The organism is Burkholderiaceae bacterium, from assembly GCA_024235995.1.
In the GTDB taxonomy this organism is placed as follows: Bacteria; Pseudomonadota; Gammaproteobacteria; order Burkholderiales; family Burkholderiaceae_C; genus Ottowia.
The window spans coordinates 683,068-709,895 of sequence record JACKLI010000001.1 but is presented as its reverse complement, the minus strand read 5'-3'; the positions used below and the strand labels follow the sequence as shown (position 1 = coordinate 709,895).

At 69.1% G+C, this 26,828-nt stretch carries 25 protein-coding genes; 16 read left to right on the top strand and 9 right to left on the bottom strand.

Annotated elements, in window-relative coordinates; translation table 11 throughout:
• Positions 1-25 precede the first annotated feature (25 nt).
• Both H6927_03600 and H6927_03595 read left to right on the top strand, forming a co-directional pair.
• On the top strand, positions 26-1,984 hold the full coding sequence (locus tag H6927_03600) for an adenylate/guanylate cyclase domain-containing protein (protein MCP5217173.1): 1,959 nt from the start codon (positions 26-28) through the stop codon (positions 1,982-1,984).
• A gap of 37 nt (positions 1,985-2,021) precedes the next feature.
• The gene (locus H6927_03595) at positions 2,022-2,696 is read left to right on the top strand and encodes a hypothetical protein (GenBank protein MCP5217172.1); all 675 of its coding nucleotides are present in this window, start codon (positions 2,022-2,024) and stop codon (positions 2,694-2,696) included.
• Between the two features lie 19 nt (positions 2,697-2,715).
• Here H6927_03595 and H6927_03590 read toward each other — a convergent pair whose 3' ends face one another.
• Positions 2,716-2,949, bottom strand: a complete 234-nt coding sequence (locus H6927_03590; protein MCP5217171.1) for a hypothetical protein — start codon at positions 2,947-2,949, stop codon at positions 2,716-2,718.
• 305 nt (positions 2,950-3,254) lie between these two features.
• On the opposite strand from H6927_03590, the gene infA reads away from it, so the two are divergent.
• Positions 3,255-3,524 carry a translation initiation factor IF-1 gene (infA, locus tag H6927_03585; protein MCP5217170.1) on the top strand — a complete coding sequence of 90 codons (270 nt, stop codon included), beginning with the start codon at positions 3,255-3,257 and terminating at the stop codon, positions 3,522-3,524.
• A gap of 65 nt (positions 3,525-3,589) precedes the next feature.
• On the opposite strand, the gene H6927_03580 is transcribed toward infA, so the two are convergent.
• Together H6927_03580 and H6927_03575 are read right to left on the bottom strand one after the other, a co-directional pair.
• A complete protein-coding gene (locus H6927_03580; GenBank protein ID MCP5217169.1) occupies positions 3,590-4,681 on the bottom strand; it encodes a 3-deoxy-7-phosphoheptulonate synthase in 1,092 nt (363 codons plus the stop codon).
• A gap of 63 nt (positions 4,682-4,744) precedes the next feature.
• Positions 4,745-4,987, bottom strand: coding sequence for a 4Fe-4S dicluster domain-containing protein (locus H6927_03575; protein ID MCP5217168.1), 243 nt, complete (start codon positions 4,985-4,987; stop codon positions 4,745-4,747).
• 69 nt (positions 4,988-5,056) lie between these two features.
• Here H6927_03575 and H6927_03570 point away from each other — a divergent pair, with 69 nt between their 5' ends.
• Positions 5,057-5,344 (top strand): acylphosphatase, encoded by a 288-nt coding sequence (locus tag H6927_03570; protein MCP5217167.1) that lies wholly within the window; start codon positions 5,057-5,059, stop codon positions 5,342-5,344.
• Between the two features lie 6 nt (positions 5,345-5,350).
• Here H6927_03570 and H6927_03565 read toward each other — a convergent pair whose 3' ends face one another.
• Entirely contained in the window at positions 5,351-5,935 is a 585-nt protein-coding gene (locus H6927_03565) for an NnrU family protein (protein ID MCP5217166.1), read from the bottom strand.
• 273 nt (positions 5,936-6,208) lie between these two features.
• Between H6927_03565 and H6927_03560 the strand changes: the two genes are divergently transcribed.
• From H6927_03560 to H6927_03515, 10 genes are all read left to right on the top strand, one after another.
• Positions 6,209-9,478 carry a carbamoyl-phosphate synthase large subunit gene (locus tag H6927_03560; GenBank protein ID MCP5217165.1) on the top strand — a complete coding sequence of 1,090 codons (3,270 nt, stop codon included), beginning with the start codon at positions 6,209-6,211 and terminating at the stop codon, positions 9,476-9,478.
• Between the two features lie 169 nt (positions 9,479-9,647).
• Positions 9,648-10,406, top strand: coding sequence for a class I SAM-dependent methyltransferase (locus H6927_03555; GenBank protein MCP5217164.1), 759 nt, complete (start codon positions 9,648-9,650; stop codon positions 10,404-10,406).
• Between the two features lie 112 nt (positions 10,407-10,518).
• Positions 10,519-11,304: a methyltransferase domain-containing protein gene (locus H6927_03550; protein ID MCP5217163.1), complete on the top strand. Its 786-nt coding sequence runs from the start codon at positions 10,519-10,521 to the stop codon at positions 11,302-11,304.
• Complete coding sequence (locus tag H6927_03545) at positions 11,301-12,524, top strand: hypothetical protein (GenBank protein MCP5217162.1); 1,224 nt, start codon at positions 11,301-11,303, stop codon at positions 12,522-12,524. The genes H6927_03550 and H6927_03545 overlap by 4 nt, the downstream gene beginning before the upstream one ends.
• Positions 12,521-13,621 carry a glycosyltransferase gene (locus H6927_03540; protein ID MCP5217161.1) on the top strand — a complete coding sequence of 367 codons (1,101 nt, stop codon included), beginning with the start codon at positions 12,521-12,523 and terminating at the stop codon, positions 13,619-13,621. The genes H6927_03545 and H6927_03540 overlap by 4 nt, the downstream gene beginning before the upstream one ends.
• A 3-nt stretch (positions 13,622-13,624) precedes the next feature.
• On the top strand, positions 13,625-14,635 hold the full coding sequence (locus tag H6927_03535; GenBank protein ID MCP5217160.1) for a glycosyltransferase family 2 protein: 1,011 nt from the start codon (positions 13,625-13,627) through the stop codon (positions 14,633-14,635).
• A 53-nt stretch (positions 14,636-14,688) separates the two neighbouring features.
• The gene (locus H6927_03530) at positions 14,689-15,846 is read left to right on the top strand and encodes a DegT/DnrJ/EryC1/StrS family aminotransferase (protein ID MCP5217159.1); all 1,158 of its coding nucleotides are present in this window, start codon (positions 14,689-14,691) and stop codon (positions 15,844-15,846) included.
• The gene (locus H6927_03525; protein ID MCP5217158.1) at positions 15,843-16,601 is read left to right on the top strand and encodes a hypothetical protein; all 759 of its coding nucleotides are present in this window, start codon (positions 15,843-15,845) and stop codon (positions 16,599-16,601) included. Before H6927_03530 ends, H6927_03525 begins: the two co-directional genes overlap by 4 nt.
• A 94-nt stretch (positions 16,602-16,695) precedes the next feature.
• Complete coding sequence (locus H6927_03520) at positions 16,696-17,283, top strand: sugar transferase (protein MCP5217157.1); 588 nt, start codon at positions 16,696-16,698, stop codon at positions 17,281-17,283.
• Positions 17,284-17,379: 96 nt separating this feature from the next.
• Positions 17,380-19,248, top strand: coding sequence for a polysaccharide biosynthesis protein (locus H6927_03515; protein ID MCP5217156.1), 1,869 nt, complete (start codon positions 17,380-17,382; stop codon positions 19,246-19,248).
• Between the two features lie 19 nt (positions 19,249-19,267).
• Here the strand turns inward: H6927_03515 and H6927_03510 are convergent, their stop codons facing one another.
• Entirely contained in the window at positions 19,268-19,942 is a 675-nt protein-coding gene (locus H6927_03510) for an NAAT family transporter (protein MCP5217155.1), read from the bottom strand.
• Positions 19,943-20,022: 80 nt separating this feature from the next.
• Here H6927_03510 and H6927_03505 point away from each other — a divergent pair, with 80 nt between their 5' ends.
• Positions 20,023-21,183 carry an alanine--glyoxylate aminotransferase family protein gene (locus H6927_03505; protein ID MCP5217154.1) on the top strand — a complete coding sequence of 387 codons (1,161 nt, stop codon included), beginning with the start codon at positions 20,023-20,025 and terminating at the stop codon, positions 21,181-21,183.
• 2 nt (positions 21,184-21,185) lie between these two features.
• Positions 21,186-21,518 carry a divalent-cation tolerance protein CutA gene (locus H6927_03500; protein MCP5217153.1) on the top strand — a complete coding sequence of 111 codons (333 nt, stop codon included), beginning with the start codon at positions 21,186-21,188 and terminating at the stop codon, positions 21,516-21,518.
• A 50-nt stretch (positions 21,519-21,568) separates the two neighbouring features.
• Here H6927_03500 and H6927_03495 read toward each other — a convergent pair whose 3' ends face one another.
• The 4 genes from H6927_03495 to H6927_03480 all read right to left on the bottom strand — a co-directional run bounded on the left by H6927_03495 (position 21,569) and on the right by H6927_03480 (position 26,740).
• Positions 21,569-23,080 (bottom strand): FAD-binding protein, encoded by a 1,512-nt coding sequence (locus H6927_03495; protein ID MCP5217152.1) that lies wholly within the window; start codon positions 23,078-23,080, stop codon positions 21,569-21,571.
• Positions 23,081-23,364: 284 nt separating this feature from the next.
• Positions 23,365-23,790, bottom strand: coding sequence for a barstar family protein (locus H6927_03490; GenBank protein MCP5217151.1), 426 nt, complete (start codon positions 23,788-23,790; stop codon positions 23,365-23,367).
• 74 nt (positions 23,791-23,864) lie between these two features.
• On the bottom strand, positions 23,865-24,272 hold the full coding sequence (locus H6927_03485) for a hypothetical protein (GenBank protein MCP5217150.1): 408 nt from the start codon (positions 24,270-24,272) through the stop codon (positions 23,865-23,867).
• 164 nt (positions 24,273-24,436) lie between these two features.
• A complete protein-coding gene (locus tag H6927_03480) occupies positions 24,437-26,740 on the bottom strand; it encodes an NADP-dependent malic enzyme (protein MCP5217149.1) in 2,304 nt (767 codons plus the stop codon).
• Between the last annotated feature and the right edge of the window lie 88 nt (positions 26,741-26,828).

The following is a 26,828-nucleotide window of genomic DNA, read 5'->3' as shown; positions in this document are numbered from 1 at the left end:
ATCGCGGGTGTGAAGGACGGCAAGAATGGCCTCGCTTGTGTGTGTTCGACCCATCGGCGCATGGCGCAGCCGGGCTTGCCCACCCACAATCGGCACGATGGCCGAACTCCCGCTTCCCCCTCCAGCCTCCCGCCCGCGGCGGCTGCGCGTGGACGTGGGCACCATCATCACCGTCGGGGTGCTGGGGCAGGCGGCGCTGCTGATCGGCATGGGCTACTGGGGCGCCGAGCGCATCGTCGGCACCCTGGCCAGCTCGGTGCACCGCGCCGACCACCAGCGGGTGGAAGACCGCATTCGCGCCTTTCTCAACCGCGGCGTGGCCGTGGCGCGCACCATGGCGGCGGCGCCGGCCCTGGCGCCGGCCGGCCGCGACAGCGCCGCCTCGGCCGAGCTGATGTGGGCCCTGCTGTCCGAGGCGCCCGAGCTCGACAGCGTGTACGTCGCCGACGCCGCCGGCCGCATGCTGATGGTGCTGCGCTACCCGCAGCCGGCGGTGCGCTACATCACGCGCGCGGGCGGCGTCACCCACGAGCGCTGGGAGTTCAAGCGCCCCGATTCCGACGGCGGCGACGCGCACCTGCGCTTTGCCACCCAGCGCACGGTGGAGCGCCAGAGCCAGTACGACCCGCTGGCGCGCCGCTGGTACCAGCAGGCGGTGGGCCGGCAGCAGGCGATCTGGACCGAGCCCTACGTGTTCGACGCCGCGCGCGAGCTGGGCGTGACCTACGCCATGCCGCTGCCCCGCCCAGGCGAGGCAAGCGGGCCGGCCGCGGTGGTGGCCACCGACGTCACGCTGGGGCGGCTGTCCGACTTCGTGCGCCAGTTCAGCCACTCGGGCTACGGCGACAGTGCGCTGCTCAGCGCCAGCGGCATGGTGCTGGCGCGCAGCGACCAGGTGGGCGTGCCCCAGCTGCTGGCGCCGCCCCAGGGCGGCGTGCTGGGCGCCCTGGTGCAGCAGCTGGGGCACCCGCCGCTCGAGCGCCGGAGCTTCGACGCCCGCATCGAAGGCGAGAGCTACCTGGTGCAGGCCAGCACCGTGCCGGCCACCGGCTGGACGCTGCTGAGCTGGGTGCCCGAGCGCAAGGTGCTGGGCGGGCTGCGCGACGGCGTGTTCTGGGGCTTCGGGGCGGCGCTGCTCTTCCTGGCCCTGATGCTGGTCATGTCCTGGCGCGTGGCGCGCGGCATCACCCAGCCCATCGAGCGGCTGGCGCGCAACGCCCGGCGCATCGGCCAGCTGCAGGTGCGCAACCTGCCGCGCGTGAACAGCCGCCTGCTCGAGATCCAGCACCTCGACCAGGCGCTGGACGAGTCGGCGCGCGGTCTGCAGGCCTTCATGAAGTTCGCGCCGGTCGACGTCGTCAACCAGCTGATGGCGCAGGGCCACACCCTGCGCCCCGGCGGCGAGTCGCGCGTGCTCACCATCATGTTCGTCGACGTGCGCGGCTTCACCCAGATCGCCGAGACCGTGCCCGCCGAGCAGCTGGCGCAGCAGCTCACGCGCTTTTTCAACGTCGCCGCCCGCGTCATCACGTCCTTCGGCGGCACCATCGACAAGTTCATCGGCGACGGCCTGATGGTGCTGTGGGGCGCGCCGCTGCAGCTGGACCGGCCCGAGCTGCAGGCCTGCAAGGCCGCGCTGGCCCTGCAGCGCGCCATGGACACGCAAAACGCGCGCTGGCGGCGTGCCTTTCTGCCCGAGTTCGCCATCGGCATCGGCATCCACACCGGGCCGGTGGTGGCCGGCGTGCTGGGCGCCGCCGACCGCCTGGCCTACACCGCGCTGGGCGACAGCGTGAACGTGGCCAGCCGCGTCGAAGACCTGAACCGGCAGCTGGGCACGCGCATCCTGGTCTCCGAGACCACGCGCGCCGGCCTGGACGGCCGCCTGCCCACGCGCGTCATCGGCACCATGCCGCTGCGCGGGCGCCAGACGCCGCTGGAGGTCTCCGAGCTGCTCGAATCGGGCGTGCCCCTGCCGCCATGACCGTATCATGGGCGTCACGCGTTTTCCGCCGCCGCCCATGTCCGCCGATTCCCCTTCCGCCACCGAAGCACCCGAGCGCCCGCCCGAGCCCGTCCGCGAGACCGGCTGGCTGCGCTGGATCGCCATCGTCGTGGCCCTGGGGCTGCTGGTCCTGTTCGGCCTGAAGGCCTACCAATGGCTGCAGGGCTACGTGGTGCAGCGCCACGCCATGGCGCAGCAGGAAACCCCGGCGCTGGCCGAGCCGCAGCCGAGCCTGGCGGCCGCCCCGGCGCCGCTTGTGGCCACGGCCCAGGGCGAGCCGTTCGCGCCCGCCGTCACCGGCCAGGCCGTGCACCGCTGCGTGCGCCCGGACGGCCAGGTGGTGCTGACCAACCAGGCCTGCCCCGCGGGCAGCCGGCCCGACGCCGCGCCCGCCGTGGCCGCGCCCTCGCCGGCCGCCGCCACCATCAGCTGGGCCGGCGACGACCCCAGCCTGCACGACGCCACCTGCCACTACCTGGCGGCCGAGGTCGAGCGCCTGGGCTACGAGTTCCAGCAGCCCCTGCCGCCGCCGGTGCTCGATCTGATTTCCACCCGCCTGTCCAGCCTGCGCGGCGCCGCCACCCAGGGCGGCTGCGCGCCGCTGCCCAAGCCCGCCGCCGCGCCCGGCGAGCGCGAACCGCACAAGGTGCTGACCGAGCGCGCCGGCGCGGCGCCCAAGCCGCGGCGTTAAGGCGGCTTGAGCGCCCGGCTCAGGGACGCGGCTTGCGCGTCGGGCTGCTCGGCCCGAAGCTGCCCTGTGCCGCCCGGGGCGCCGATGCGGGCGCGCTGGCGGGTGCGGCGGCGGGTTTGGGTGTCGTCGTCGCGCCGCGCGTGCTGGCCGTCGTCGGCCGGCTGGGCGGCGTCTGGGCCGACGCCGGCAGGTTCCAGGCCATGGCCGTGGTCATGACGACGGCGGCTGCGGTACGGGCAAGTTGCTTGGCCATGTCGCGATTCCTTTCGGTCGGTTGAACATGCTGGCCAGTTTGCCGCCATTCGCTGTTACAACAGCCGCTCCAGTGTTGGCCTTGTAACGATGTGAATGCACACTCACTTGACATTTTCCAACCACCGCCGGCCGCCACCTGCAGCGCCGGGCCGCGCACCGCGGCATGGCCAAAGTCCGGCGCGCGCGTTAAAATGGCGGGTTCAACCGACTGGGGGTCAGTCGTTGGCGCCATGCCTTCGCCGTCATCGGGAGTTGCCGCGCAACCCGCAAACCCCAATGCACGGACGCACAAGGAGCATTCACATGGCCAAGGAAGAACTGATCGAAATGCAGGGCATCGTCAACGAGGTGCTGCCCGACACGCGCTTTCGCGTCACGCTGGACAACGGCCACGAACTGGTGGCCTATTCGGCCGGCAAGATGCGCAAGAACCACATCCGCATCCTGGCCGGCGACCGCGTGACGCTGGAGCTCTCGCCCTACGACCTGAGCAAGGGCCGCATCAGCTTCCGCCACCTGGAGCGCCGCGGCCCGCCGCCGACGGGTGGCAACCCGCAGCGCCGCCGCCGCTGATTTCAAGTATTTTCGGCCGCTGGCCCGTATAGAACAAGCCCGGTCAGCTATAAAAACAAGAGTATTCAGCGCGTCTTGGCGCGCCGCGCCCGCACCGCGTCGGCCAGCTGGCGCAGCACCGGCACCGTCTGCTCCAGGCTGATGCAGGCGTCGGTCACCGATACCCCGCGCTTGAGCGCCTGCCCCGGCACGATGTCCTGCCGCCCTTCCTGCAGGTTGCTCTCGATCATCACGCCCACGATGCGCGCGTCGCCTGCCGCCAGCCGCGCGGCCACGTCGCGCGCCACCTCGACCTGCCGCTGGTGCTGCTTGCTGGAGTTGGCGTGCGAGCAGTCGATCATCACCTGCTCGCGCAGGCCGGCTGCCTTGAGCAGCGCGCAGGCCGCGTCCACGTCGGCGCTCGAGTAATTGGGCTGCTTGCCGCCGCGCAGGATGACGTGGCAGTCGCCGTTGCCGCGCGTCTCGAACACGGCCGCCTGCCCCATCTTGGTCAGGCCCAGGAAGGCGTGCGGCGCCTGCGCGGCCACGATGGCGTCGGCCGCCACCTTCACGCCGCCGTCGGTGCCGTTCTTGAAGCCCACCGGGCAACTCAGCCCGCTGGCCAGCTGGCGGTGGCTGGGGCTCTCGGTGGTGCGCGCGCCGATGGCGCCCCAGCTCACCAGGTCGCTGATGAACTGCGGGCTCAGCAGGTCCAGGAACTCGGTGCCCACCGGCAGGCCCAGCGCCAGCACGTCCAGCAGCAGGCGGCGCGCCATCCGCAGGCCTTCGTTGATGGCGTAGCTGCCGTCCAGGTGCGGGTCGTTGATGTAGCCCTTCCAGCCCACCGTGGTGCGGGGCTTCTCGAAGTACACGCGCATCACCACGATCAGCTCGCCGGCCAGCGCCTCGGCCTCGGCCTGCAGGCGCCGCGCATAGTCCAGCGCCTCGTCGTGGTCGTGGATCGAGCAGGGGCCGACCACCACGACCAGCCGGTCGTCCTGCCCGTGCAGCACGCGCGCCAGGGCGGCGCGGCTGGCCTCCACCAGGTCGCTGGCGGCCTGCGGCGCCGGCAGCCATTCCTGCAGCAGCGCGGGGGTGATCAGCGGGCGCACCGCGCCGATGCGCACGTCGTCGATGCGGGTGCTGTCCTGGGTGCCGGGGGCTTCGAATTCGGGCATGGTGGAGTTTTGAGTGAAATAAGGCTCTGGTCCGCGTGAATCAAGCGCCAGAAGCTATCAAAATCATACTTGATCGGGCGAGGCGGCCAAGGCTTGCCGCCGCACCATGGCAATGGCGTCGAACGGGCAGCGCACCGCGCACAGCGCGCAGCCGGTGCAGCCGCCGGCATCGTCCAGCGCCGAGACCTTGGCCACGCCGCGCGGGTGCAGCGACAGCACGTGCGGCGGACACACCGCCACGCACCAGCCGCAGCCGGTGCAGCGGTCGGGGTCGATCACCGGCAGGGCCAGGCCGCGCGCTTGCATGATGCGGCCATTGTCGCGGCTGGCGGCCGTGCGTGCCGCTGCGCCACGGCATGCCTATCATGGCGTGTCATGAAAACCGAGCCCATCTGCCGCCACCTGCGCATCGAAGGCCATGTGCAGGGCGTGTACTACCGCGCCAGCCTGGTCGACGAGGCGCGCCGCCTGGGTCTGGCGGGCTGGGTGCGCAACCGGCTGGACGGCAGCGTCGAGGCCCTGGCGCAGGGCGCGCCCGCGGCCGTGCAGGCGCTCATCGACTGGGCCCACCGCGGTCCGCCGCGCGCGCGGGTGAGCGCGGTGCGGGTCAGCCCGGCGCCCGCGCATGCCGGCACGGACTTCGAGCAGCGCGAGACCGCCTGAGCGGCTTCAGGCTCGCGGAAACGGCGCCACGCCGATCCAGGCCGCGTGCAGCCAGAACGCGAACACCGCCCAGGCCACCCCGCCGACCACCACCACCAGCACCGTCGGGCCCATGGCGCCCGGCGCATAGACCGTGCCCAGCGCACGGTCGCGCCGGCGCGCGGCGCGAAAGTCCAGCACCGCCCACAGCAGGAAGGCGCCGAACAAAACCAGGTCGGCCAGCGTGCCCGTGGCCAGCAGGTGGCCGAAGGCCCACAGCTTCACGCCCAGGACCATCGGGTGGTGCAGCCGCGCGCGCAGGCGGTTGCGCGGCACGTAGGCCGCCGCCACCCCGATGAAGGCCAGCAGCGTGAACAGCGCGTTCAGGTGCTTGAGCATGGCCGGCGGGCTCCACAGCACCACCGGCTGCTGGCGCGCTAGCGCAAAGCCCCACACGATCAGCGCCAGGCCGATCAGCGAGACCACCGTGTACAGGCCTTTCCAGCCCATCTCGCCCAGCCGCGCGATGCCGCGCGTGCGCCAGCCCTCGGCGAAGATGCGCACCGAATGCGCGCCCAGAAACACGACCAGTCCCAGCACCAGCATTCCCATCTTGCGCTCCCGTTGCGCGCCGCCGCGGCGCGTGGCGCGCATTATGGGCTGTCGCCCACGCGCTGGCGCCGCGTGGCGCGCTGGGGCACGATGCGCCGGATGGCCCGCACCGCCTGCGGTTCCTCGCCATGACCAACCCACCCGTCATCGCGAGGAGCGAAGCGACGTGGCGATCCAGTGCGGCGGTGCGATGGGGCGCGGCGGTGGGCATGGACGCGCCGTGGCTGGATTGCCGCGTCGGCTTCGCCTCCTCGCAATGACATGGGATGCCAGATGTTTGAAAAAATCCTCGTCGCCAACCGCGGCGAAATCGCCCTGCGCATCGTGCGCGCCCTGCAGGACATGGGCATTGCCAGCGTGGCCGTCCATGCCGACGACGACGCCCAGGCCCCGCACGTGCAGGCCGCCGATGCCGCCGTCGCCCTGGGCGCCACCGGTCCGGCCGCCTACCTCGACGGCGCGCGCCTGCTGGCCATTGCGCGCCAGCAGGGCGCCGACGCCATCCACCCCGGCTACGGCTTCCTGAGCGAGCGCGCCGACTTCGCGCGCGCCTGCGCGGCGGCCGGCGTGCGCCTCATCGGCCCCACGCCCGAGCAGCTGGCCTTGTTCGGCGACAAGGCCCAGGCACGCGCGCTGGCCCGGCGCCTGGGCGTGCCGCTGCTGCCGGGCAGCGCGGGCGCGGTCACGCTCGATGAGGCGCAGGCCTTCCTGGCCGCCCAGGGCGGCGCCGGCGTGATGCTCAAGGCCGTCGGCGGCGGCGGCGGGCGCGGCATGCGCGCGGTGCGCACGGCCGGCGAGCTGGCCGCCGCCTACGAGCGCTGCCGCGGCGAGGCGCGCGCGGCCTTCGGCGTCGACGGCGTGTACGTCGAGCGCCTGCTGGAAGGCGCGCGCCACGTCGAGGTGCAGGTGCTGGGCGACGGCCACGACGCGATGGCGCTGGGCGAGCGCGACTGCACGCTGCAGCGGCGCTTCCAGAAGCTGGTGGAGATCGCGCCCAGCCCCGGCCTGCCCGAGGCGCTGCGCCAGCGGCTGGTCGACGCCGCGCTGCAGATGGCGCGCGCGGTGCGCTACCAGGGCCTGGGCACCTTCGAGTTCCTGGTCGATGCCGCCTCCACCGGCCTGCCTTTCGTCTTCATGGAGGCCAACCCGCGCCTGCAGGTCGAGCACACCGTCACCGAGGAGGTGTTCGGCGTCGACCTGGTGCAGGCGCAGATCCGGCTGGCGGCGGGCGAGCGCCTGCGCGCCATCGGCCTGGACCCCGCTGCGCCGCCGCGCCCGCAGGGCTGCGCCGTCCAGTGGCGCATCAACGCCGAGACGCTGGACGCGCAAGGACACGCCACGCCCGGCAGCGGCCCGCTGGCGCGCTTCGACGTGCCCGCCGGCCCCGGCATCCGCGTCGACACGCACGGCGTGGCGGGCCGCGCGCCCTCGCCGCATTACGACACGCTGCTGGCCAAGCTCGTGGTGCACGCGCGCGGCGGCTGGGCGGACGCGCTGCGGCGCTCGCGACGCGCGCTGGCCGAGTTCCACGTCGAGGGCCTGCCCACCAACCTGCCGCTGCTGCGCGCGCTGGCCGCGCGGCCCGAGATGGCCAGCCAGCAGCTGCACACGCGCTGGCTGGAGGCGGCGTTGCCCGAGCTGCTGGTTGCTTCCAAATCAATAGTTGATAACGAACGATCGACGGGGGCCACAGGCCAAAATCATTCAAAACTCGCCGCCGATCCGCCCGCCCACGCCATCGTGGCCCCCATGCCCGCGCGCCTGGTGCAGCTGAGCGTGGCCGAGGGCGACGAGGTGCCCGCGGGCGCCGAGCTGGCCGTGCTGGAAGCGATGAAGATGGAGCACGTGCTGGCCGCCCCGCACGCCGGCCGCGTGACCCGGCTGCTCGCGGTGCCCGGCGGCTACCTGGGCCAGGGCCAGCCGCTGCTGGTGCTCGAGCCCATCGCAGGCGAGGCCCACGTGCGCGCCGACGCCGCCGCCGCGCACGACCCCGGCCGCATCCGCGCCGACCTGCAGCGCGTGCTCGACCGCCACGCCCGCACGCTGGACGCCGCCCGCCCCGAGGCCATGGCCAGGCGCCACGCCCAGGGCAGCCGCAGCGCGCGCGAGAACGTGGCCGATCTGTGCGACGAAGGCAGCTTCATCGAATACGGCGCGCTGGCGATTGCCGCGCAGACGCGCCGCCGCGGCATGGACGACCTGATCGCCAACACCCCGGCCGACGGCATGGTCACCGGCATCGGCGGCGTCAACGGCGCCATCTTCGGGCCCGAGGCCGCGCGCACCGTGGTGATGGCCTACGACGCCACCGTGCTGGCCGGCACGCAAGGCATGCGCAACCACGCCAAGACCGACCGCATGCTGGGCCTCGCGCTGGAGCAGCAGCTGCCCCTGGTGCTGTTCGCCGAAGGCGGCGGCGGGCGGCCGGGCGACACCGACGCCGCCGTCGTCGCCGGCCTGCACGTGCCCACCTTCGCCGCCTACGCGCGGCTGTCGGGCCAGGTGCCGGTGGTCGGCATCGTGCACGGGCGCTGCTTTGCCGGCAACGCCGCGCTGGTGGGCTGCAGCGACGTCATCATCGCCACCCGTGCCAGCAACCTCGGCATGGGCGGGCCGGCCATGATCGAGGGCGGCGGCCTGGGCGTGTTCGCGCCCGAGGACATCGGGCCCAGCGAGGTGCAGCACGGCAACGGCGTGATCGACGTGCTGGTGGATGACGAGCCGCAGGCCGTGGCCGCCGCGCGCCACTACCTGTCCTTCTTCCAGGGCCGGCTCAAGGACTGGATCGCGCCCGACCCGCGCGCGCTGCGCCAGGTGGTGCCCGAAAACCGCCTGCGCGTGTACGACACCCGCAAGGCCATGGAAGGCCTGGCCGACCAGGGCAGCCTGCTGCCGCTGCGCACGGGCTTCGGCATCGGCATCCACACCGCGCTGGCGCGCATCGAAGGCCGCCCCGTGGGCCTGCTGGCCAACAACCCCCTGCACCTGGGCGGCGCCATCGACGCGCCGGCGGCCGACAAGGCCGCGCGCTTCATGCAACTGTGCAACGCGCACGGCCTGCCCATCGTCAGCCTGGTCGACACGCCCGGTTTCATGGTCGGCCCCGAGGTGGAAAAGACCGCCCAGGTGCGCCACGTCAGCCGCATGTTCGTCACCGCCGCCGCCCTGCGCGTGCCCTGCTTCAGCGTGGTGCTGCGCAAGGGCTACGGCCTGGGCGCCATGGGCATGACGGCCGGCAGCTTTCACGCGCCGCTGTTCACCGTCGCCTGGCCCACCGGCGAGTTCGGCGGCATGGGGCTGGAAGGCTACGTGCGCCTGGGCTTTCGCAAGGAGCTGGCCGCCGCGCCCGAAGGCCCCGAGCGCGACGCCCTGTTCGCCAAGCTGCTGGCGCGCCAGTACGCGCACGGCGAAGCGATGAACATGGCCACCACGCTGGAGATCGACGCGGTGATCGACCCGGCCGACACCCGCGCCTGGCTGGCGCGTGGGCTGGCGGGGGCGCGCGTGGCGGCGGGTGGGCGGCGCTTTGTGGATGCCTGGTAGCGGTGGTGCCCCAGAATGTTGCGCAGTGGGCGCGTCAAGTTGGGTGGTGGCACGAACCGTGCGAAATGAACCCCGAACGGTGGGGCAACCTCACCCGATCCGGAGGGACATCGGCGAGAATCCGATTTCCATCAAGCAATTTTTTCAATATTTCGTCTAACAGCCAGCAATGCGCAATGCTGATCGTTGGGTCCCTTCCAAATATGTGTGGAAACGCGGGCAGCTTGCCGCTTCTCGCGATCCCCGCGAGGTCGGTATCGGTTCTCGCCTGATTACCGATTGCGTTGCGGTGTTCTACGCGAGGGAGTTGCCGCGCGTCGCACGGGGCCGACTGATCGATCTGGGATGCGGCAAAGCGCCCTTGTATGAGGTGTACCGAGGGCATGTGGACTCGGTCGTCTGCGTAGATTGGCCGCAATCTGTCCATGCAAGCCCGTATCTTGACCATGAGGTCGATCTGAGCCGACCACTACCATTTCCGGACGCATCATTTGACACGGTGCTGCTGTCAGACGTGCTTGAGCACGTTCCAGATCCGTGGCTCTTGTGGTCTGAGATAGCGCGTGTGCTTTCGCCAGGTGGTTGCCTCGTCATGAACGTGCCATTCATGTACGGCATTCATGAAGCGCCGCACGACTACGGCCGCTATACCGAGTTTGCGCTGCGCCACCATGCGGCAAAAGCTGGCCTGGAAGTGAAATTGCTGGATCCTATAGGTGGGAGTCTGCATGTGCTCGCTGATTTTCTGGCCAAGCATATCGCGCGCATTCCAGCGATAGGAAAGCTGACGGCTGGCGCAATTCAAAACATTGTCGCCTTGATTGATGGAACCAGGTTGGGCAAGCGCTTTTCTGCAAGGACGTCAAGGTCATATCCATTGGGCTATTTTTTGGTTGCGCACAAGCCGATAGCGAATAGAATCGATTAAGTCCTTTGCTACAAAGCGAAAAACCGTTTCATGTAGACATCGTATTGATCTCGATGGTGAAATCGAGTGAAGCATTGGGGATATAAAGCGATCGGGTGAAAACTGAAGCAATATGATTGAGAATCAAAATCATCTACAAGAAAAAATAGATTATTCGATGCTCTACGATCAGCATCCAGAATACGCTGCACGACGCGAAAAAGGTTCTTACGAATGCATGCGCACTGACGTCGAAGTCCGACATTTCAAATTGCCTAACTTGGTTCGTTTGCTTCATGGTTGGACACCGAATTCAGTACTTGAAATTGGATGCGCTACGGGTGAGTTGATCGGAAATTTTCCAGTTGCTCGGGGTGCAATTTGTCGAGGCGTGGATATCTCCGATTTAAACATCGGATCAGCCCGTCAGAGGTTTCCAAACGTTGATTTTTATTCGGGAGATTTCCAGTTGATGGAATTCCCGCTATCTGATGTCGTGGTGCTCAGTGACGTACTGGAGCATGTCCCGGATGACGCCGGTTTTCTCGCCTCGGCGGCTGGATTCGGTTGTATGGTTCTGGTCAATTTACCGCTTGAGTGCAACTGGTTCAATTGGGGCCGCAACTACGGGCCAGAGGATGCTTCAGGGCATTTGAGAGCGTACACGCTGGCTGAGGGGCTGGGACTGTTTGTGCGGGCAGGTTTACGGTTGAAAAGTTGGGAACGCGTCTGGTTTCATGAAACCGATGCTGAACGGCAGATTCGGGTGTTGAAGAAGCAGTACCTGGGTGCGTCTTACGCGGGAGGAGCCTTTGGGCGCACAGTGCGCCGTGGTGTCTACACGCTAGGCAAGGCCGTTCGACCGATCGGTCGTCGAATGTTCTCATCGAATCTGTTTGCATTGGCTGAGAAAAGTTGAGACTGTCGCTGCAACTTGGGGTCACCGTGCTTGTGCAGGGTAGTGGTGCGGGTGCTGCGTTGATGGCTGCGTTGCTGATCGGATGGGTACTTGGGCCGCAGCAGCAAGGGCAGTTCAGTCATGTGAAGTCACTCATTGACCTTGGTGCGATATCTGCTGCCATCGGGATGCCGCAAACACTGTTTGTTTTCATCCAGTCGAGCCGCATGAGCCTGCGGCAGGGCTTTCGGGCCAGCCTGTGGGTTTCGCTGCTGGGTATTCCCGTCGGGATCTTGATCGTGGGCTGGAGTGCGCCGGTTCTGGATGCCAAGTTGACCTTGGCCGTCGTGGCTGCAGTCGTCCTTGCTTGCTTGCACGCGCAATGGCGCAGCTTTGTACTGCTGGGCGACACCACCTGGCACTTCAATTTAGTGACGGCGTTGCCGCAAATTCTGCTTGTGCCCATCGCCTTCTGGGTCATCGATCGCGACGGCGCTGAAGCCGGCCCGGTTGCATGGGCCATGGCGTTGATCTGGTTGGTCGCAAGCACCTACGCCGGGTATTTGGTCCACAAGCTTCCAAGTCTCGGCAGCGCGCAATCCTTGTCCGTGCGGGCGCTTATTGGGCACGGCAGTGGCACCTGGGTTTCAATCAGTCTTGCTGCCTTGGCGGTCGTGGTCGTGCAGCGTCTAGCACGGCAAATTGGCGGTGCGGATGGGCTCGGAATGGTCACCATGGCTTTGTTGCTTGCTCAGGTACCCATGACGCCAGTCAACTACGCCGTGCCGATCCTGCTACGACACAGACTGCGCACGAGCGCCCTACCGAATACTGAAGCGAGATTGGTAAAGATGACACCGTTTGTCACTGTCGCGTCAGGCACCGTACTTGTCTTGGTGCCGCTGGTACTGGCGATTGGACAGGTCCGATCCGATTTTTGGCTTGGGGCAGGCTACCTAAATTTGGATCAAGTGCTGGCTTGTGCGTTGGCGGCCGCGGCGGCAGAAGTCGCTATGCGGATCATGTCGATTGACGTTCAAGCGGAAGGGCGGACGTGGCAGAGTGCCAGCGCCGAGGGCGTGCGTGTTAGCGCGCTGCTGGTGTTCGGTGCTTGGGTGTCATTGAATCCACTTTTATTTTCAAGCAATACGCCAGCCGTATTGGTGGCAGTGGTTTGGGCGCTGTCAAGTTGGGCCGCAGCACTGACGCTGTACGGGCTAAATTCTGGAGCGCATGCATGAAAGTCGTAATGCTGGCTCCCGCGAACGTGATCCATACCCAGCGCTGGGTCGAAGGCTTGTGCGAGCGCGGGCTGGAACTGGTGCTTGTTACACAGCATGATTCCGGAGCCTGGCGTGCGCCACCAAGGGCGCGCGTGGTGCGCCTGCCGCACGGTGGGGTTCCTGGATATTTTCGAAATGTACCGGTGCTGCGGCGTTTGCTGGTCACAGAGCGCGCTGATCTGCTCAATGTGCACTACGCCAGTGGCTACGGCACGACCGCCGCACTGTCAGGGTTTCGGCCGTGGATGCTGTCGGTTTGGGGCAGCGACGTTTACGACTTTCCTTACGAAAGTCGCCTCAAGGGTTGGTGGCTGCGCCGCAATCTGCGTCAAGCGGATCTGATTGGCTCCACCAGTGAAGCCATGGCACAGCAAGTCAAGGCGCTGGTGCCGACGGGAACCCGGATCGTGGTGACTCCTTTCGGAATCGATACGCAGCGATTTGCGCCAATGCCTCAACTTCATGACGGACTGGTGATCGGGACGGTCAAAAAGCTTGAAGCCAAATATGGCGTGGATGTCCTGATCCGAGCGTTCGCGCAACTCTGTTCATGCATGGGTGATCTTGTTTCGCTTCGGCTGGAGCTCGTGGGCGAAGGTGACCAGCGTGCCGAACTGGAGTCTCTTGCCGTTGAACTGGGTGTTGCCGACAAAGTCCTTTTTGCTGGGGCAGTGCCGCACCACGACGTGCCCGGGTGGTTGAATCGCTTCGACATCTATGTGGCGGTGAGTCGTTTGGACAGCGAAAGTTTTGGGGTAGCGGTGCTGGAGGCGTCGGCGTGCGAGCTGCCAGTGGTGGTCAGCGATGCCGGTGGCTTGCCCGAGGTGGTTGCAGATCGCGAGACGGGCATCGTTGTCCCGAGGGAAAATGTCGGCGCATTGACGGACGCGCTGGAGGTGCTGATCACTCAAGAACCATTGCGGCGCCAGTATGGAAAGGCCGGCCGCGTGCGGGTCCAGGACCGGTACGAGTGGCGAAGCAGCGTGGAGCGCATGATCGAGTGCTTCTCGATGCTGCGCGCCCAGTATCACGTGCAGCAACGTCGGACGAGCTGAATCGTGGCGCTCGTCAGCGTGATCGCCCCCTGCCGCAACGAGCGCGCCGCCATCGACGCTTTTTGCGACAGCGCGCTGGCGCAGCAGCTGCCGCCGGGCTGGCAACTGGAAGTGCTGGTCGCGGACGGCCGCAGCGACGATGGCACGTGCCAGCGGCTGGCCGAGCGTGCCGCGCAGGACGCGCGCCTGAAGCCGATCGACAACCCGGGCCGCATCGTCTCCAGCGGGCTGAACGCCGCGCTGGCCCAGGCGCGCGGCAGCGTCATCGTGCGCTTCGACATCCACACCCAGTTCGCGCCCGACTACATCGCCGAATGCCTGGCCGCGCTTGAGCGCACCGGCGCCGACAACGTCGGCGGCCCCTGGGTGGCGCGCGGGCAGGGCACCATGGGGCGTGCCATCGCGGCTGCCTTTCAGTGCCGCTGGGTGGTGGGTGGCGCGCGCTCGCGCGACCGCGCCTACGAGGGCGAGGCCGACACCATCTACCTGGGCTGCTGGCCGCGCGCCGTGTTCGAGCGCTTCGGCGGCTTCGACGAGCAACTGGTGCGCAACCAGGACGACGAGCACAACCTGCGCCTGCGCCGGCAGGGCGCGCGCCTGTGGCAAAGCGCGCGCATCCATTCGGTCTATCAGCCGCGCGCCAGTCTCCGGCAGCTGTTCGGCCAGCAGCTGCAGTACGGCTACTGGCGGCCCTTCGTTTTCGCCAAGCACGGCCAGCCCGGATCGCTGCGGCAACTGGTGCCGGCGCTGTTCGTGGCGGCGCTGGCCGGCAGCGCGCTGGCGGCGCCCTGGTGGCCTGGGCCGCTGGTGCTGCTGCTGGCCAGCTACGCGCTGTACCTGGCGGGCGCCGCGCTGGCGGCAGCGCGGCAGGCGGGCGACGGGTGTCTGCTGGCGCACCTGCCGGCCGTGATCGCCACCTATCATCTGGGCTACGGCGTGGGTACCTGGCGCGGCATGCTCGACGTCTTGCTGCGGCGCCGTGCCAAGGAGCAATGGAGCCGCCTCACACGCTAATGAAACGATAGCTGCCTGCGTTTGTCCAACAGGCGCTGGCGGCCGATACGACCATGAATCAACAGGATTTCCTGCCTTTCGCCCGCCCCGACATCGGGGAGGCCGAGATCGATGCCGTGGCGCGCACGCTGCGCTCGGGCTGGGTGACGACCGGGCCGGAGACCAAGGCCTTCGAGCAGGAATTTGCCGACCACCTGGGTGGTGGCCTGCAGGCCATCGCCGTCAACTCCGCCACCGCCGGCCTGCACCTGGCGCTGGAGGCCATCGGCATCGGGCCGGGCGACGAGGTGATCGCGCCCACGCTGACCTTCACCGCCACGGTGGAGGTGGCGCGCTACCTGGGGGCCGACGCGCGGCTGGTGGATGTCGATCCCGTCACGCTCAACATCGACCCGGCCGCCGTCGAGGCGGCGATCACGCCAGCGACCCGCGCCATCCTGCCCGTGCACTACGGCGGCCTGGCTTGCGACATGCCGGCCCTCTTCGACATTGCCCGCCGCCACGGCCTGCAGGTGGTGGAGGATGCCGCTCACGCGCTGCCGACCACCTGCGGCGGCACCTTGGTGGGCCAGTTGCCCAGCGCTGCCTCGGTGTTCAGCTTCTACGCCAACAAGACCATGACCACGGGCGAGGGCGGCATGGTGGTCACGCGCGACGAGGCGCTGGCCGCGCGCATGCGCGTGATGCGCCTGCACGGCATCAGCCGCGACGCGTTCGACCGCTTCACTAGCCGCACGCCGGCGTGGTATTACGAGATCGTCGCGCCCGGCTTCAAGTACAACCTGACCGACATCGCCGCCGCGCTGGGCCGGGTGCAGCTGCAGCGCCTGCCCGCCTTCGTGCAGCGCCGCCGGCAACTGGCGGCGCGCTACCTGCGCGAGCTGAAGGACCTGCCGCTCATCCTGCCGGCCGACGCGCCAGCGGGCGACACGCACGCCTGGCACCTGTTCGTGCTGCGCCTGTCCGATGCGGTGCATGTGACGCGCGACGAGGTGATTCAGCGCCTGTCGGACGCCGGCATCGGCACCAGCGTGCATTACGTGCCGCTGCACCGCCAGCCTTACTGGCGCGATCGCTACGGCCTGATGCCCGAGCAGTTTCCGCACGCCGAGCAGGCTTATCGGCGCATGTTCAGCATCCCGCTGTTCACCGCCATGAGCGACGACGAGCAGGGCCGCGTGATCGCGGCGCTGCGGGCGATCCTGGGATGAGCGCGGCGACCCGGCCGGCACGCCAACCCGCGCCGCCGCCCGACGCCGCGGCGGCGCTGGCCTGGGTCGATGCCCATCGCGCCTGTTTCGGCTGGAGCACCCGCGCATGGGCGCAGCCGTGGCGCGACTTCGTGCGGGCGCACCCCGGCCTGCACGTGGGCGATGCGCTGGAGCTGGGTGCCGGGCCGCGCTCCTCGCTGGCCCCGCTGCTGCTGGGCCTGGCCGAGCGCGTGGAGTGCTCCGTGTACGACAGCGCCGCGCTGCCGGCGGTACGCGCCCTGAACGCCGGCCTGCTGGACGCCGGACACCACGCGCGGCTGCGCTACAGCCAGCACGACTTGCGCACGCTGGAAGGCCGCTGGGACCTGATCGCCATGAAATCGGTTCTGGGCGGCGTGTTTCGCCTGCACGACTCCCGGCTGGCCGATGTGCACGCCATGCTCGCGCGCCTCGTCCAGCGCAACCTGAAGCCCGGTGGGCTGCTGGTGACGCTGGACAACGGCCGTACCGCGCTGGCGCCGCTGCTGGCGCGGCGCGGTGCGCGGCGCAATGGCTGGCGGCTGTTCGCGCGCGCCGACCTGCCGCCGGCCGATGCGCATTACGGATTTGGCGTTCTGGGCATGGGCTCTGCCGCCACCCGCTGGGGCGCCGCAGGCGCGCGCATCGACGACCTGCTCTACGGCTGCGACCGGCTGCTCACCCCGCTGGCGCGCCAGTATGCGGTACACCTGAACGTGTATCGCCGCCCGCCATGAGCGCGAATCCCGCAGCGCGCAGCGCGGAGGGTAGTCCAGTGAGCGCGCCGGGCCGCCGCTCCCCAGCGCGAAGCCCAGCGCGGAGGGTGCGCCAGTGAGCAAGCGCCTGCTGGACCTGCTCGTCACGCTGCTGCTCCTGCCGGTGGCGCTGCCGCTGATGGCGGCGATCGCGCTGTGGGTGCGGCTGGATTCGCCCGGCCCGGCGCTGTTTCGCCAGCAGCGCGTGGGGCGCGGCGGGCGGCTGTTTCGCATCCACAAGTTCCGCACCATGCAGCAGGCCGAAGGCGGCCCGCAGATCACCGCGCGGGGTGACGCGCGCATCACCCGCGCCGGGCGATGGCTGCGCGCCGCCAAGCTCGACGAGTTGCCGCAGCTGATCGACGTGCTGCGGGGCGACATGAGCCTGGTGGGCCCGCGCCCGGAGGTGCCGCGCTACATGGCGCTGTACCCGGAGGACGCGCGTCGCTTGATCCTCTCGGTGCGGCCGGGCATCACCGACCGCGCGGCGATCGAGTTTCGCGACGAAGAGCGCCTGCTGGCCGAAAGCCCTGACCCCGAGCGCACCTACGTCGAGCGCATCATGCCGATCAAGCAGCGCCACTACCTGGCCTACGTGGCGCGCCACAGCGTGGCCGGCGATCTGCGCATCCTGTTCGATACACTGCGCGCCATGTTCGACTGACAGCAGTTTGGCATCCCATGAGCCGTACCCCGGCATGCTTGAATCGATGTTTGCTATCAAAAACAAAGTAACGGGACGACCGGAGAGGCATCGGGCATGACACGGCCCGGCGCTGCGCTGCTGGCCACCCTGCGCCGCGACGCGGCCAGCAGGAGCTGGCTGGTCGACCTGCCGCTGATCGTGCTGGCCTGGTGGCTGGCGTTCTGGCTGCGCTTCAACCTGGGCCTGCCCTGGCCCTATTTCGACCACGCATGGCTGACCACGCCCATCGCGCTCGTCTGCATGGCGCTGGGCCTGGCGCTGGCGCGCGTGCCGCGCCAGTCGTGGCGCTACGTCAGCCTGGCCGATTTGCGCCTGCTGGCGGTGGGCGTGGCGCTGGGCGCGCTGCTGACCACGGCCGTGGTGATGGGGCTGCGCATCGACGGCTTTCCGCGCTCGGTGTTCGCCATCAGCGCCGTGCTCACGCTGGTGCTGCTCGCCGGTGCGCGCGCCAGTTGGCGCACGCTGGTGGAGCGCGAACGCGAGCGCACGCACGCGCACCCGGGCCAGCGGCGGCAGCCGCTGCTGGTGGTCGGCACGCTGGGCGAAGCCGACCACGCGCTGCGTGCGCTCAAGGGCGCCGATGGCTGGCAGGTGGCGGGCATCGTCTCGCCCCAGGCCGCCGACCACGGGCGCACGGTGCAGGGCGTGCGCGTGCTGGGCGATGTGCCGGCGCTGGCCGACATCGCCGCCGCACGGCAGGCCCGCACGGTGCTGCTGGCCAGCGCGCCGGGCGCACCGCTGCGCCGTGAGACGCTGCTGCGCTGGTCGGGCGCGGGACTGAACCTGCTGACGCTGCCCACGACCGACGACTGGCTGCGTCCGGGTACCACGCCCGGCCCGCGCCAAGTGCGGCTGGAAGACCTGCTGGGCCGCACGCCGGTGCAGCTCGACACCGAGGGCCTGACGGCGCTGTTCGGCGGCCAGACCGTGCTGGTGACCGGTGCGGGCGGCTCGATCGGGGCGGAGCTGTGCCGCCAGGTGGCGCGCCTGGGCGCTGCACGCCTGGTCTGCGTGGACGTGTCCGAATTTGCGACCTACCGGCTGGAGCAGGAACTGCGCCGCGACCACCCGGCGCTGGAAGCCGTCTACTGCACCGCCAACGTGCGCGAGGCCGAGCGCCTGCTGGCCATCGCCCGTGCGCATCCGCCCGGCGTGGTGCTGCACGCGGCCGCCTACAAGCACGTGCCTTTGATGGAGCAGGGCAACGAGATCGAGGCGCTGCGCACCAACGTGCTGGGCACGCTCAACGCCGCGCGCGTGGCCGGCCAGGTGGGCGCGGCGCGCTTCGTGCTGGTGTCCACCGACAAGGCCGTCAGGCCCACCAGCGTGATGGGCGCCAGCAAGCGCCTGGCCGAGCAGGTGGTGCAGGCCGTGGCCCGGCAATACCCCGCCACGCAGTACGTTTCGGTGCGCTTTGGCAACGTGCTGGGCTCCAGCGGCTCGGTGGTGCCGCTGTTCACGGCCCAGATCGAGCTGGGCGGGCCCGTCACGGTGACGCACCCCGACATCGTGCGCTACTTCATGACCATCCCCGAGGCCGCACAGCTGGTGCTGCAGGCGGGGCTGATGGGCCGGTCGGGCCAGATTTTCGTGCTGGACATGGGTGAGCCGATGAAGATCGTCGAGCTGGCGCGCCTGCTGATCCGCCTGTCGGGCAAGAGCGAGGTCGACGTGCCGATCGCCTTCACCGGCCTGCGCCCGGGCGAAAAGCTTTACGAGGAACTGCTGGCCAACGACGAGACCACCGAGGCCACGCCGCATCCCAAGCTGCGCGTGGCCAAGGTCGCGCCGCCGACGGACGATGTGGCCACGCGGGTGGAGGGCTGGCTGGCTTCAGCCGGCGCCGCGCCGGCGGCCGACGCGATCCGCCAATGGCTGGTGGACCAGGTGCCGGAATACCGGCCCCATCCCGTGCGCTTTTGAGCGCCTGAGCGCGCGTGGCTCACAGGCTGCGCAGCAGCGCGCTCGCCCCGTCCCACAGGATCTGCACGCCGATGCTCAGCAGGATGAAGGCCATCAGGCGCATGAACACGATCTGCCCCACCGCGCCCAGCGGGCGCAGCAGGCGCGAGGCGTAGCGGTAGGTCAGCGCCACCAGCACGCCGATCAGCACCATGGCCAGCACGCCGGCGCTGAAGGTGACCAGCGATTCCGTGACCTTGGGCGTGTGCAGGCTGGCGCCCACGGTGATGGCCACGGCGATGGAGCCTGGCCCGCAGGTGAGCGGGAAGGTGAGCGGGTAGAACGCCCGGATCTGGATGTTGGCGGCGCTGACGGACTGCGCCATCTGGTCGGGGTCGCCGTCGGGCGCCTGCTGGGCGTTCAGCATGCGCCAGGCCATGGAGGCCACGACCAGGCCGCCGGCCACGCGCACGATGGGCAGCGAGACGCCAAAGAAGTCCAGCACGTAGGAGCCCACCAGCGTGGCGCCGATCAGCAGCATGGCCACGTGCCGGCCGATGCTGCGCGCCAGCTCGGCGCGGGTGGCATCGTCCACGCCATGGGTGAGCGTGGTGAACACGGGCGCGGTGGCCAGCGGGTTGACGATGGGCAGCACCGCCGCCAGCGCGAACAGCAGGCTCTTGCCAAACGTCATGAGCAGCGCGGGGATTTCCATGCGCGCTAATGTAGCCGTGATAAGCTGAAACGCTTGCCGGGCGCGCCTTGCCGCGTTCGGGTTCACCTTGGAGAAAGTTCATGCCCGGCCTGCTGCCCCACATCGACCCCGACGGCCTGCTCGAGTTCTCGGTGGTTTACACCGACCGCGCGCTCAACCACATGTCCAGGCGCTTCCAGGGCGTGATGACCGACATCGACGCCATGCTGAAAGAGGTGTACGGCGCCGACGCCACGGCGCTGATTCCCGGCAGCGGCACCTTCGGCATGGAGGCCGTGGCGCGCCAGTTCGCCGGCGGGCAGAAGGTGCTGATCGTGCGCAACGGCTACTTCAGCTACCGCTGGAGCCAGATCCTGGAGGCCGGCGGCATCACCACGGGCGAGCGCATCACCGTGCTCAAGGCGCGCCGCACGGGCGAGGGCAGCCAGGCGCCGTGGGCGCCGGCGCCCATCGACGAGGTGGTGGCCGCCATCGCGCAGGCTAGGCCCGGCGTGGTCTTCGTGCCGCACGTGGAGACGGCCAGCGGCATCCTGATGCCCGACGAGCACCTCAAGCGCATCGGCGAGGCCGTGCACGCCGTGGGCGGCCTGTTCGTGCTCGACTGCGTGGCCTCGGGCGCGGTGTGGGTGGACATGCGCGCGCTGGGGGTCGATGCCCTGATCAGCGCGCCGCAAAAGGGCTGGAGCAGCTCGCCCGCCTGCGCCATGATCGGCCTGTCGGCGCGCGCGGTCAAAGCCCTGGAGACGACGCAGAGCAGCAGCTTCTCGATGGATTTGAAGAAGTGGCGCCAGATCATGCAGTCCTACGAGACCGGCAGCCACGCCTACCACGCTACCATGCCCACCATGGCGCTGATCGACCTGCGCGACACCATGCGCGAGACCCGCGAGCGCGGCTTTGCCACCGTGCGCGCGCAGCAGTTCGAGCTGGGCCGCCAGGTGCGCGCGCTGCTGGCCGGGCGCGGCTTTCCCAGCGTGGCGGCCCAGGGCTTCGAGGCGCCGGGCGTGGTGGTCAGCTACACCACCGACCCCGAGGTGCAGAACGCGAAGAAGTTCGCCGCCCAGGGCGTGCAGGCCGCCGCCGGCGTGCCGCTGATGTGCGACGAGCCCAAGGACTTCGCCACCTTCCGCCTGGGCCTGTTCGGGCTCGACAAATGGGCCCACGTCGAGCGCAGCGTGGGGCAACTGGCGGCGGCGCTCGATCGCATGGGCTACCCGGCGCGCGCCAACGCGCCCGCCTGAGCATGGCGCCGCCGCTGCCCTGGCTGGTGGTCACCACCGTCGGCTCGCGCGAGGAAGCGCAGGCGCTGGCGCGCGCCATCGTGCACCTGCAGCTGGCGGCCTGCGTGCAGATCGAGCCCATCGAGAGCATCTACCGCTGGCGCGGCGAGGTGTTCGAGGACGGCGAGTTCCGCCTGCTGTTCAAGACCATCCCCAGCCAGTACGCGCAGCTGGAGGCGGCGATCCGCGCGCGCCACCCCTACGAGCTGCCGGCCATCCACGCCATCGCCACCACGGCGGCCGACCCGGTGTACGCGGCCTGGGTGGCCGAGAACTCGGGCGGCGGGATTCTATAAAAACAATAGCTTCTGGCGCTTGATGGACGCTGGCCAGCGGCCCAAAACACTCAAAACCGCTCCAGCTCCGGAAACGGCAGCCGCCCGCCGCGCACCACCTGCTTGCCGTACTCGGCGCAGCGCGCCGCAGTCGGGATCAGCTTGCCGGGGTTGAGCAGCGCGCCGGGATCGAACGCGTGCTTGAGCGCCAGCATCTGCGCGTTCTCCTGCGCCGTGAACTGCACGCACATCGAGCTGAGCTTTTCCACCCCCACGCCGTGCTCGCCGGTGATGGTGCCGCCCATGGCCACGCTGGTCTCCAGGATGTCGGCGCCGAAGCGCTCGCAGCGCTCCAGCTGGTTGGGGTCGTTGGCGTCGAACAGGATCAGCGGGTGCAGGTTGCCGTCGCCGGCGTGGAACACATTGCAGCAGCGCAGGCCGTACTTCTTCTCCATCTCGGCGATGGCCAGCAGGATGTCGGCCAGGCGCTGGCGCGGAATGGTCGAGTCCATGCACATGTAGTCGGGGCTGATGCGCCCGCTGGCCGGAAACGCGTTCTTGCGCCCGCTCCAGAACTTCAGGCGCTCGGCCTCCGATCCGCTCACTGCGATTTTTGTAGCGCCTGAGGCAAGCAGCACGCCGGACATGCGCTCGATTTCTTCCGCAACCTCCTCCGGCGTGCCGTCGCTCTCGCACAGCAGGATGGCGGCCGCCTGAAGGTCGTAGCCGGCGTGCACGAAGTCTTCCACGGCGGCGGTCATGGGCTTGTCCATCATCTCCAGCCCGGCCGGGATGATGCCGGCCGCGATGACGGCGGCCACGGCTTCGCCGGCCGCGCGCACGTCGGCAAAGCTGGCCATGATGCAGCGCGCCAGGCGCGGCCGGGGCAGCAGCTTGACGGTGACCTCGGTGGTCACGGCCAGCATGCCCTCGCTGCCGGTGACCAGGGCCAGCAGGTCGTAGCCGGGCGCGTCCAGCGCCGCGCCGCCGAACTCCACCACCTCGCCGTCGGCGGTGAAGCCCTTGACGGCCAGCACGTTGTGCAGTGTCAGCCCGTACTTCAGGCAGTGCACGCCGCCGGAGTTCTCGGCCACGTTGCCGCCGATGGTGCAGGCGATCTGGCTCGACGGGTCGGGCGCGTAGTACAGGCCGTGCGCGGCCGCCGCCTCGCTGATGGCCAGGTTGCGCACGCCGCACTGCACGCGGGCGGTGCGCGCCAGCGGGTCGATCTTGAGGATCTGGTTGAAGCGCGCCAGCGACAGCGTGACGCCGCGCGCATGCGGCAGCGCCCCACCCGACAGGCCGGTGCCCGCCCCGCGCGCCACCACCGGCACGCCCAGCGCGTGGCAGGCCTGCAGCACCGCCTGCACCTGGGCCTCGGTGGCGGGCAGGGCCACGGCCAGCGGGCGCTGGCGGTAGGCCGTCAGGCCGTCGCATTCATAAGGCGTGGTCTGCTCGTCGGTCCACAGCACGGCGTCAGCGGGTAAAACGGCTTGCAGCGCCTGTACCACCTGGGCTTGCCGCTGGGTGAGCGAGGGTGCCGCAGCGGTGTCGGCGGCGGGGGACGGCTGGGGGTCTTGCATGGAAGGCGGCGGGGAAAATGCTGTGCCGACACTATATCGAGCGTCGATCCGCGGGCGCAAAAAAGCCCGCTCGCAAGCGGGCCTGGATGGACCGAGGGGTGGGCGTCAGGCGGCGCTGAGCCAGTAGCCGGCGTTGAAGGGGCTGCTCATGCGCAGCGCCAGCGGCGAGATGTCGACCAGCTTGTCGGTCGGCATCTTCTCGGTGGCCTCGGCGGCGGTGTCGCCGCCTGCCTCGGCTTGGGCCTCGTTGGCCCGTTCTGCTTGGCCAGCTGGTGCAGAACGGGCTACAGAAAAGAATAGAAGCACCGGAAGGGTATCTTGCGGTCGCTCCAGTAGTCGGCGGCGTCGCGGAAGATGTCCAGCAGCTGCTCGCGCGCTTCCTTGTCGAACTTGGCCGTGGCCGGGACGTGCTCCAGCACCACGATGAAGCCCGGCTGCGCGCCCGCCTTGTGCAGCGGGTCGGTCATGCAGTCGTACAGGGCGTCGAAGTTCTTGCCGAAGTGCGCCGGCAGGTTGAACTGGGCGGCGATCAGGTCCAGCACGTCCTGCTTGGTCTGCGCCTGCGCCAGGCTGGCGTACAGGAAGTGCTGGCCCAGTGCGGTGGCCGCTTCCTGCAGGTCGCTGGCGTGGAACGCGCGGATCGACTGCACGATGTTGGTGCGCACGTTCTTGAGGGGCGTGTCCCCCGGTTGACGAAGTGGCTGATCCATCTCCGCTGCTCTTTCTGAAGTCAATGACCGATCCGGCACAGCCAGCTGCACCGGTTGAAACTGTTCATGGGCCTTCATGGCTCGACGATCCTCTTGAAGCTCGAATAATGGTCGCTCGTGTACCAGCACGCGTCGGGTTGGGTGCGCTGCACGCCGCCGCAGACGATGCGGCGGGCGCCGCGGTTGCGCGCGCCGGGGGTCTCGACGGTGTATTCACGGTAGTAGCCGCGCCGCTTGGGCGGCAGCAAGCGTTCGCGGTTGCCGAACACCACGCCGTCCTTGTCGTGCGCAAACGGCCCGCCCTGATGAATCAGGGTGTACGTTTGCTGCCCCTGCCGGGGCAGCTGGGCCACCAGGATGGTGGTTTCCGCGCTCCTCGGGTCGCCGCGCGCCTGTGCCACATCGGCGCCGGCACCAAGGCCTGCGCACAGCGACACGGCTACCAGCGATCGGGCAACAAGCGATGCCGCTGTTCGCAACATGAAAAACACCTCTCGAAAACCTCCGGGTAAACCCGAAAATCTCAAGGCGATAGTGTGCCGCAGCAGGCGCGAAAAATCAAGCGCCTGGCCCCGGGCCTGGCGCTGGTTCAAGGCCTCAAAAGATCAAATTAGTGAGCGCACACTAATTTGATTGGCCTTGTGATTCAATCGTTTGCGTCCACCACGGCCAGGGCCGTCAGGTTGACGATGCGGCGCACGGTGGCGCTGGCCGTGAGAATGTGCACAGGTTTGGCCGCTCCGAGCAGCACCGGGCCGATGGCGATGTTGCCGCCGGCGGCGGTTTTCAGCAGGTTGTAGGCGATGTTGGCCGCGTCGATGCCCGGAAACACCAGCAGGTTGGCGTCGCCCTGCAGCACGCTGTGCGGCATCAGCGCCTGGCGGCCGGCGCCGTCCAGCGCCAGGTCGCCGTGCATCTCGCCGTCCACCTCCAGCCAGGGTGCCTGCTCGCGCAGCAGCGCCAGGGTGCGGCGCATCTTGAGGGCGCTGGGCTGGTCGCTGGTGCCGAAGTTGGAGTGCGACAGCAGCGCGGCCTTGGGCGTGATGCCGAAGCGCAGCATCTCGGTGGCGGCCATGGCGGTGATCTGCGCCAGCTCCTCGGCGCTGGGGTCGTAGTTGACGTGGGTGTCGACCAGGAACAGCTGGCGGCTGGGCAGCAGCAGGCCGTTCATGCAGGCGTAGACGGCGGCGCCGGGGCGCCGGCCGATCACCTGGTCGATGTACTGCAGGTGGTTGGCGGTGGTGCCCCAGGTGCCGCAGATCAGGGCGTCGACCTCGCCCTTGTGCAGCATCATGGAGCCGATCAGGGTCAGGCGCCGGCGCATCTCGATCTTGGCCACCTGCACGGTGATGCCCTTGCGCTCGGTCATGCCGTGGTAGGTCTGCCAGAAGTCGCGGTAGCGGTGGTCGTAGTCGGTGTTGACCACGTCGTAGTCCACGCCTTCCTTCAGCCGCAGGCCGAATTTCTCGACGCGCTGGGCGATGATGGCCGGCCGCCCGATCAGCGTCGGCCGTGCCACGCCCTCGTCCACCACGATCTGGGCGGCGCGCAGCACGCGCTCTTCCTCGCCCTCGGCGAAGGCCACGCGCTTCTTGGCCGCCAGCCGCGCGGCGTCGAAGATGGGGCGCATGGTGGTGCCCGAGGCGTAGACGAAGGTCTGCAGCTTCTGGCGGTACGCCTGCAGGTCGGCGATGGGGCGCTGCGCCACGCCGCTGGCGGCGGCGGCCTCGGCCACGGCCGGGGCGATCTTCATCATCAGCCGCGGATCGAAGGGCTTGGGGATCAGGTATTCGGGCCCGAAGGCCAGCTTTTCACCCGCGTAGGCGCGCGCCACCACCTCGCTTTGCTCGGCCTGCGCCAGCTCGGCGATGGCGTGCACGGCGGCCACTTCCATCTCGGTGGTGATGGTGGAGGCCCCGCAGTCCAGCGCGCCGCGGAAGATGTAGGGAAAGCACAGGACGTTGTTGACCTGGTTGGGGTAGTCGGAGCGGCCGGTGGCGATCAGCGCGTCGTCGCGCACCGATTGCACCTCCTCCGGCAGGATCTCGGGGTTGGGGTTGGCCAGCGCCAGGATCAGCGGGCGCGCCGCCATGCGGGCGGCCATCTCGGCCTTGAGCACGCCGCCGGCCGACAGGCCCAGGAAGATATCGGCGCCCTCGATCACCTCGCCCAGGGTGCGCAGGTCGGTCTTTTGCGCGTACACCGCCTTATCCGGGTCCATCAGCTCGGTGCGGCCCTCGTACACCAGGCCCTTGATGTCGGTGACCCAGACGTTCTTGAGCTGCACGCCCAGCTTGACCAGCAGGCCTGTGCAGGCCAGCGCGGCCGCGCCGGCGCCGGAGACGACCAGCTTGACGTCCTCGATCTTCTTGCCCACCACCTTCAGGCCGTTGACCACCGCCGCGCCCACCACGATGGCGGTGCCGTGCTGGTCGTCGTGGAAGACGGGGATCTTCAGCCGGTCGCGCAGCTTGCGCTCGACGATGAAGCACTCGGGCGCCTTGATGTCCTCCAGGTTGATGCCGCCAAAGGTCGGCTCCAGCGCGGCGATGATCTCCACCAGCTTGTCCGGGTCCTTCTCGTTGATCTCGATGTCGAACACGTCGATGCCCGAGAACTTCTTGAACAGGACGGCCTTGCCCTCCATCACCGGCTTGCCGGCCAGCGGGCCGATGTCGCCCAGGCCCAGCACCGCGGTGCCGTTGGTGATGACGCCCACCAGGTTGCCGCGCGCGGTGTAGCGAAAGGCGCTGGCCGGGTCGCGCACGATCTCCTCGCAGGGCGCGGCCACACCGGGGCTGTAGGCCAGCGACAGGTCGTAGCGGTTGCCCAGCGGCTTGGTGGGGGCAACGGCGATCTTGCCCGGCACCGGATGCTCGTGGTAGTCCAGCGCGGCCTGGCGCAGTTGGGCCCGTTTGTCGTCGTTGCTGGGGGGGGTGGGAGCGTTCATGCGGGGAGTCTCCGGTCGGGGGCGGGGCGCCGATTGTAGGAAATATGCCTGTACGCCCCACCCGGCAGCCCGTATCATGCGCCGACAT

Coding starts and splice junctions, on each gene's coding strand:
- H6927_03490 (MCP5217151.1), bottom strand. CDS start 23,790: ATGGATCAGCCACTTCGTCAACCGGGGGACACGCCCCTCAAGAACGTG.
- H6927_03550 (MCP5217163.1), top strand. CDS start 10,519: ATGATTGAGAATCAAAATCATCTACAAGAAAAAATAGATTATTCGATG.
- H6927_03595 (MCP5217172.1), top strand. CDS start 2,022: ATGTCCGCCGATTCCCCTTCCGCCACCGAAGCACCCGAGCGCCCGCCC.
- H6927_03515 (MCP5217156.1), top strand. CDS start 17,380: ATGACACGGCCCGGCGCTGCGCTGCTGGCCACCCTGCGCCGCGACGCG.
- H6927_03495 (MCP5217152.1), bottom strand. CDS start 23,080: ATGCAAGACCCCCAGCCGTCCCCCGCCGCCGACACCGCTGCGGCACCC.
- H6927_03505 (MCP5217154.1), top strand. CDS start 20,023: ATGCCCGGCCTGCTGCCCCACATCGACCCCGACGGCCTGCTCGAGTTC.
- H6927_03525 (MCP5217158.1), top strand. CDS start 15,843: ATGAGCGCGGCGACCCGGCCGGCACGCCAACCCGCGCCGCCGCCCGAC.
- H6927_03600 (MCP5217173.1), top strand. CDS start 26: ATGGCCTCGCTTGTGTGTGTTCGACCCATCGGCGCATGGCGCAGCCGG.
- infA (MCP5217170.1), top strand. CDS start 3,255: ATGGCCAAGGAAGAACTGATCGAAATGCAGGGCATCGTCAACGAGGTG.
- H6927_03555 (MCP5217164.1), top strand. CDS start 9,648: ATGCGCAATGCTGATCGTTGGGTCCCTTCCAAATATGTGTGGAAACGC.
- H6927_03575 (MCP5217168.1), bottom strand. CDS start 4,987: ATGCAAGCGCGCGGCCTGGCCCTGCCGGTGATCGACCCCGACCGCTGC.
- H6927_03485 (MCP5217150.1), bottom strand. CDS start 24,272: ATGTTGCGAACAGCGGCATCGCTTGTTGCCCGATCGCTGGTAGCCGTG.
- H6927_03590 (MCP5217171.1), bottom strand. CDS start 2,949: ATGGCCAAGCAACTTGCCCGTACCGCAGCCGCCGTCGTCATGACCACG.
- H6927_03540 (MCP5217161.1), top strand. CDS start 12,521: ATGAAAGTCGTAATGCTGGCTCCCGCGAACGTGATCCATACCCAGCGC.
- H6927_03480 (MCP5217149.1), bottom strand. CDS start 26,740: ATGAACGCTCCCACCCCCCCCAGCAACGACGACAAACGGGCCCAACTG.
- H6927_03530 (MCP5217159.1), top strand. CDS start 14,689: ATGAATCAACAGGATTTCCTGCCTTTCGCCCGCCCCGACATCGGGGAG.
- H6927_03580 (MCP5217169.1), bottom strand. CDS start 4,681: ATGCCCGAATTCGAAGCCCCCGGCACCCAGGACAGCACCCGCATCGAC.
- H6927_03500 (MCP5217153.1), top strand. CDS start 21,186: ATGGCGCCGCCGCTGCCCTGGCTGGTGGTCACCACCGTCGGCTCGCGC.
- H6927_03510 (MCP5217155.1), bottom strand. CDS start 19,942: ATGGAAATCCCCGCGCTGCTCATGACGTTTGGCAAGAGCCTGCTGTTC.
- H6927_03570 (MCP5217167.1), top strand. CDS start 5,057: ATGAAAACCGAGCCCATCTGCCGCCACCTGCGCATCGAAGGCCATGTG.
- H6927_03565 (MCP5217166.1), bottom strand. CDS start 5,935: ATGGGAATGCTGGTGCTGGGACTGGTCGTGTTTCTGGGCGCGCATTCG.
- H6927_03560 (MCP5217165.1), top strand. CDS start 6,209: ATGTTTGAAAAAATCCTCGTCGCCAACCGCGGCGAAATCGCCCTGCGC.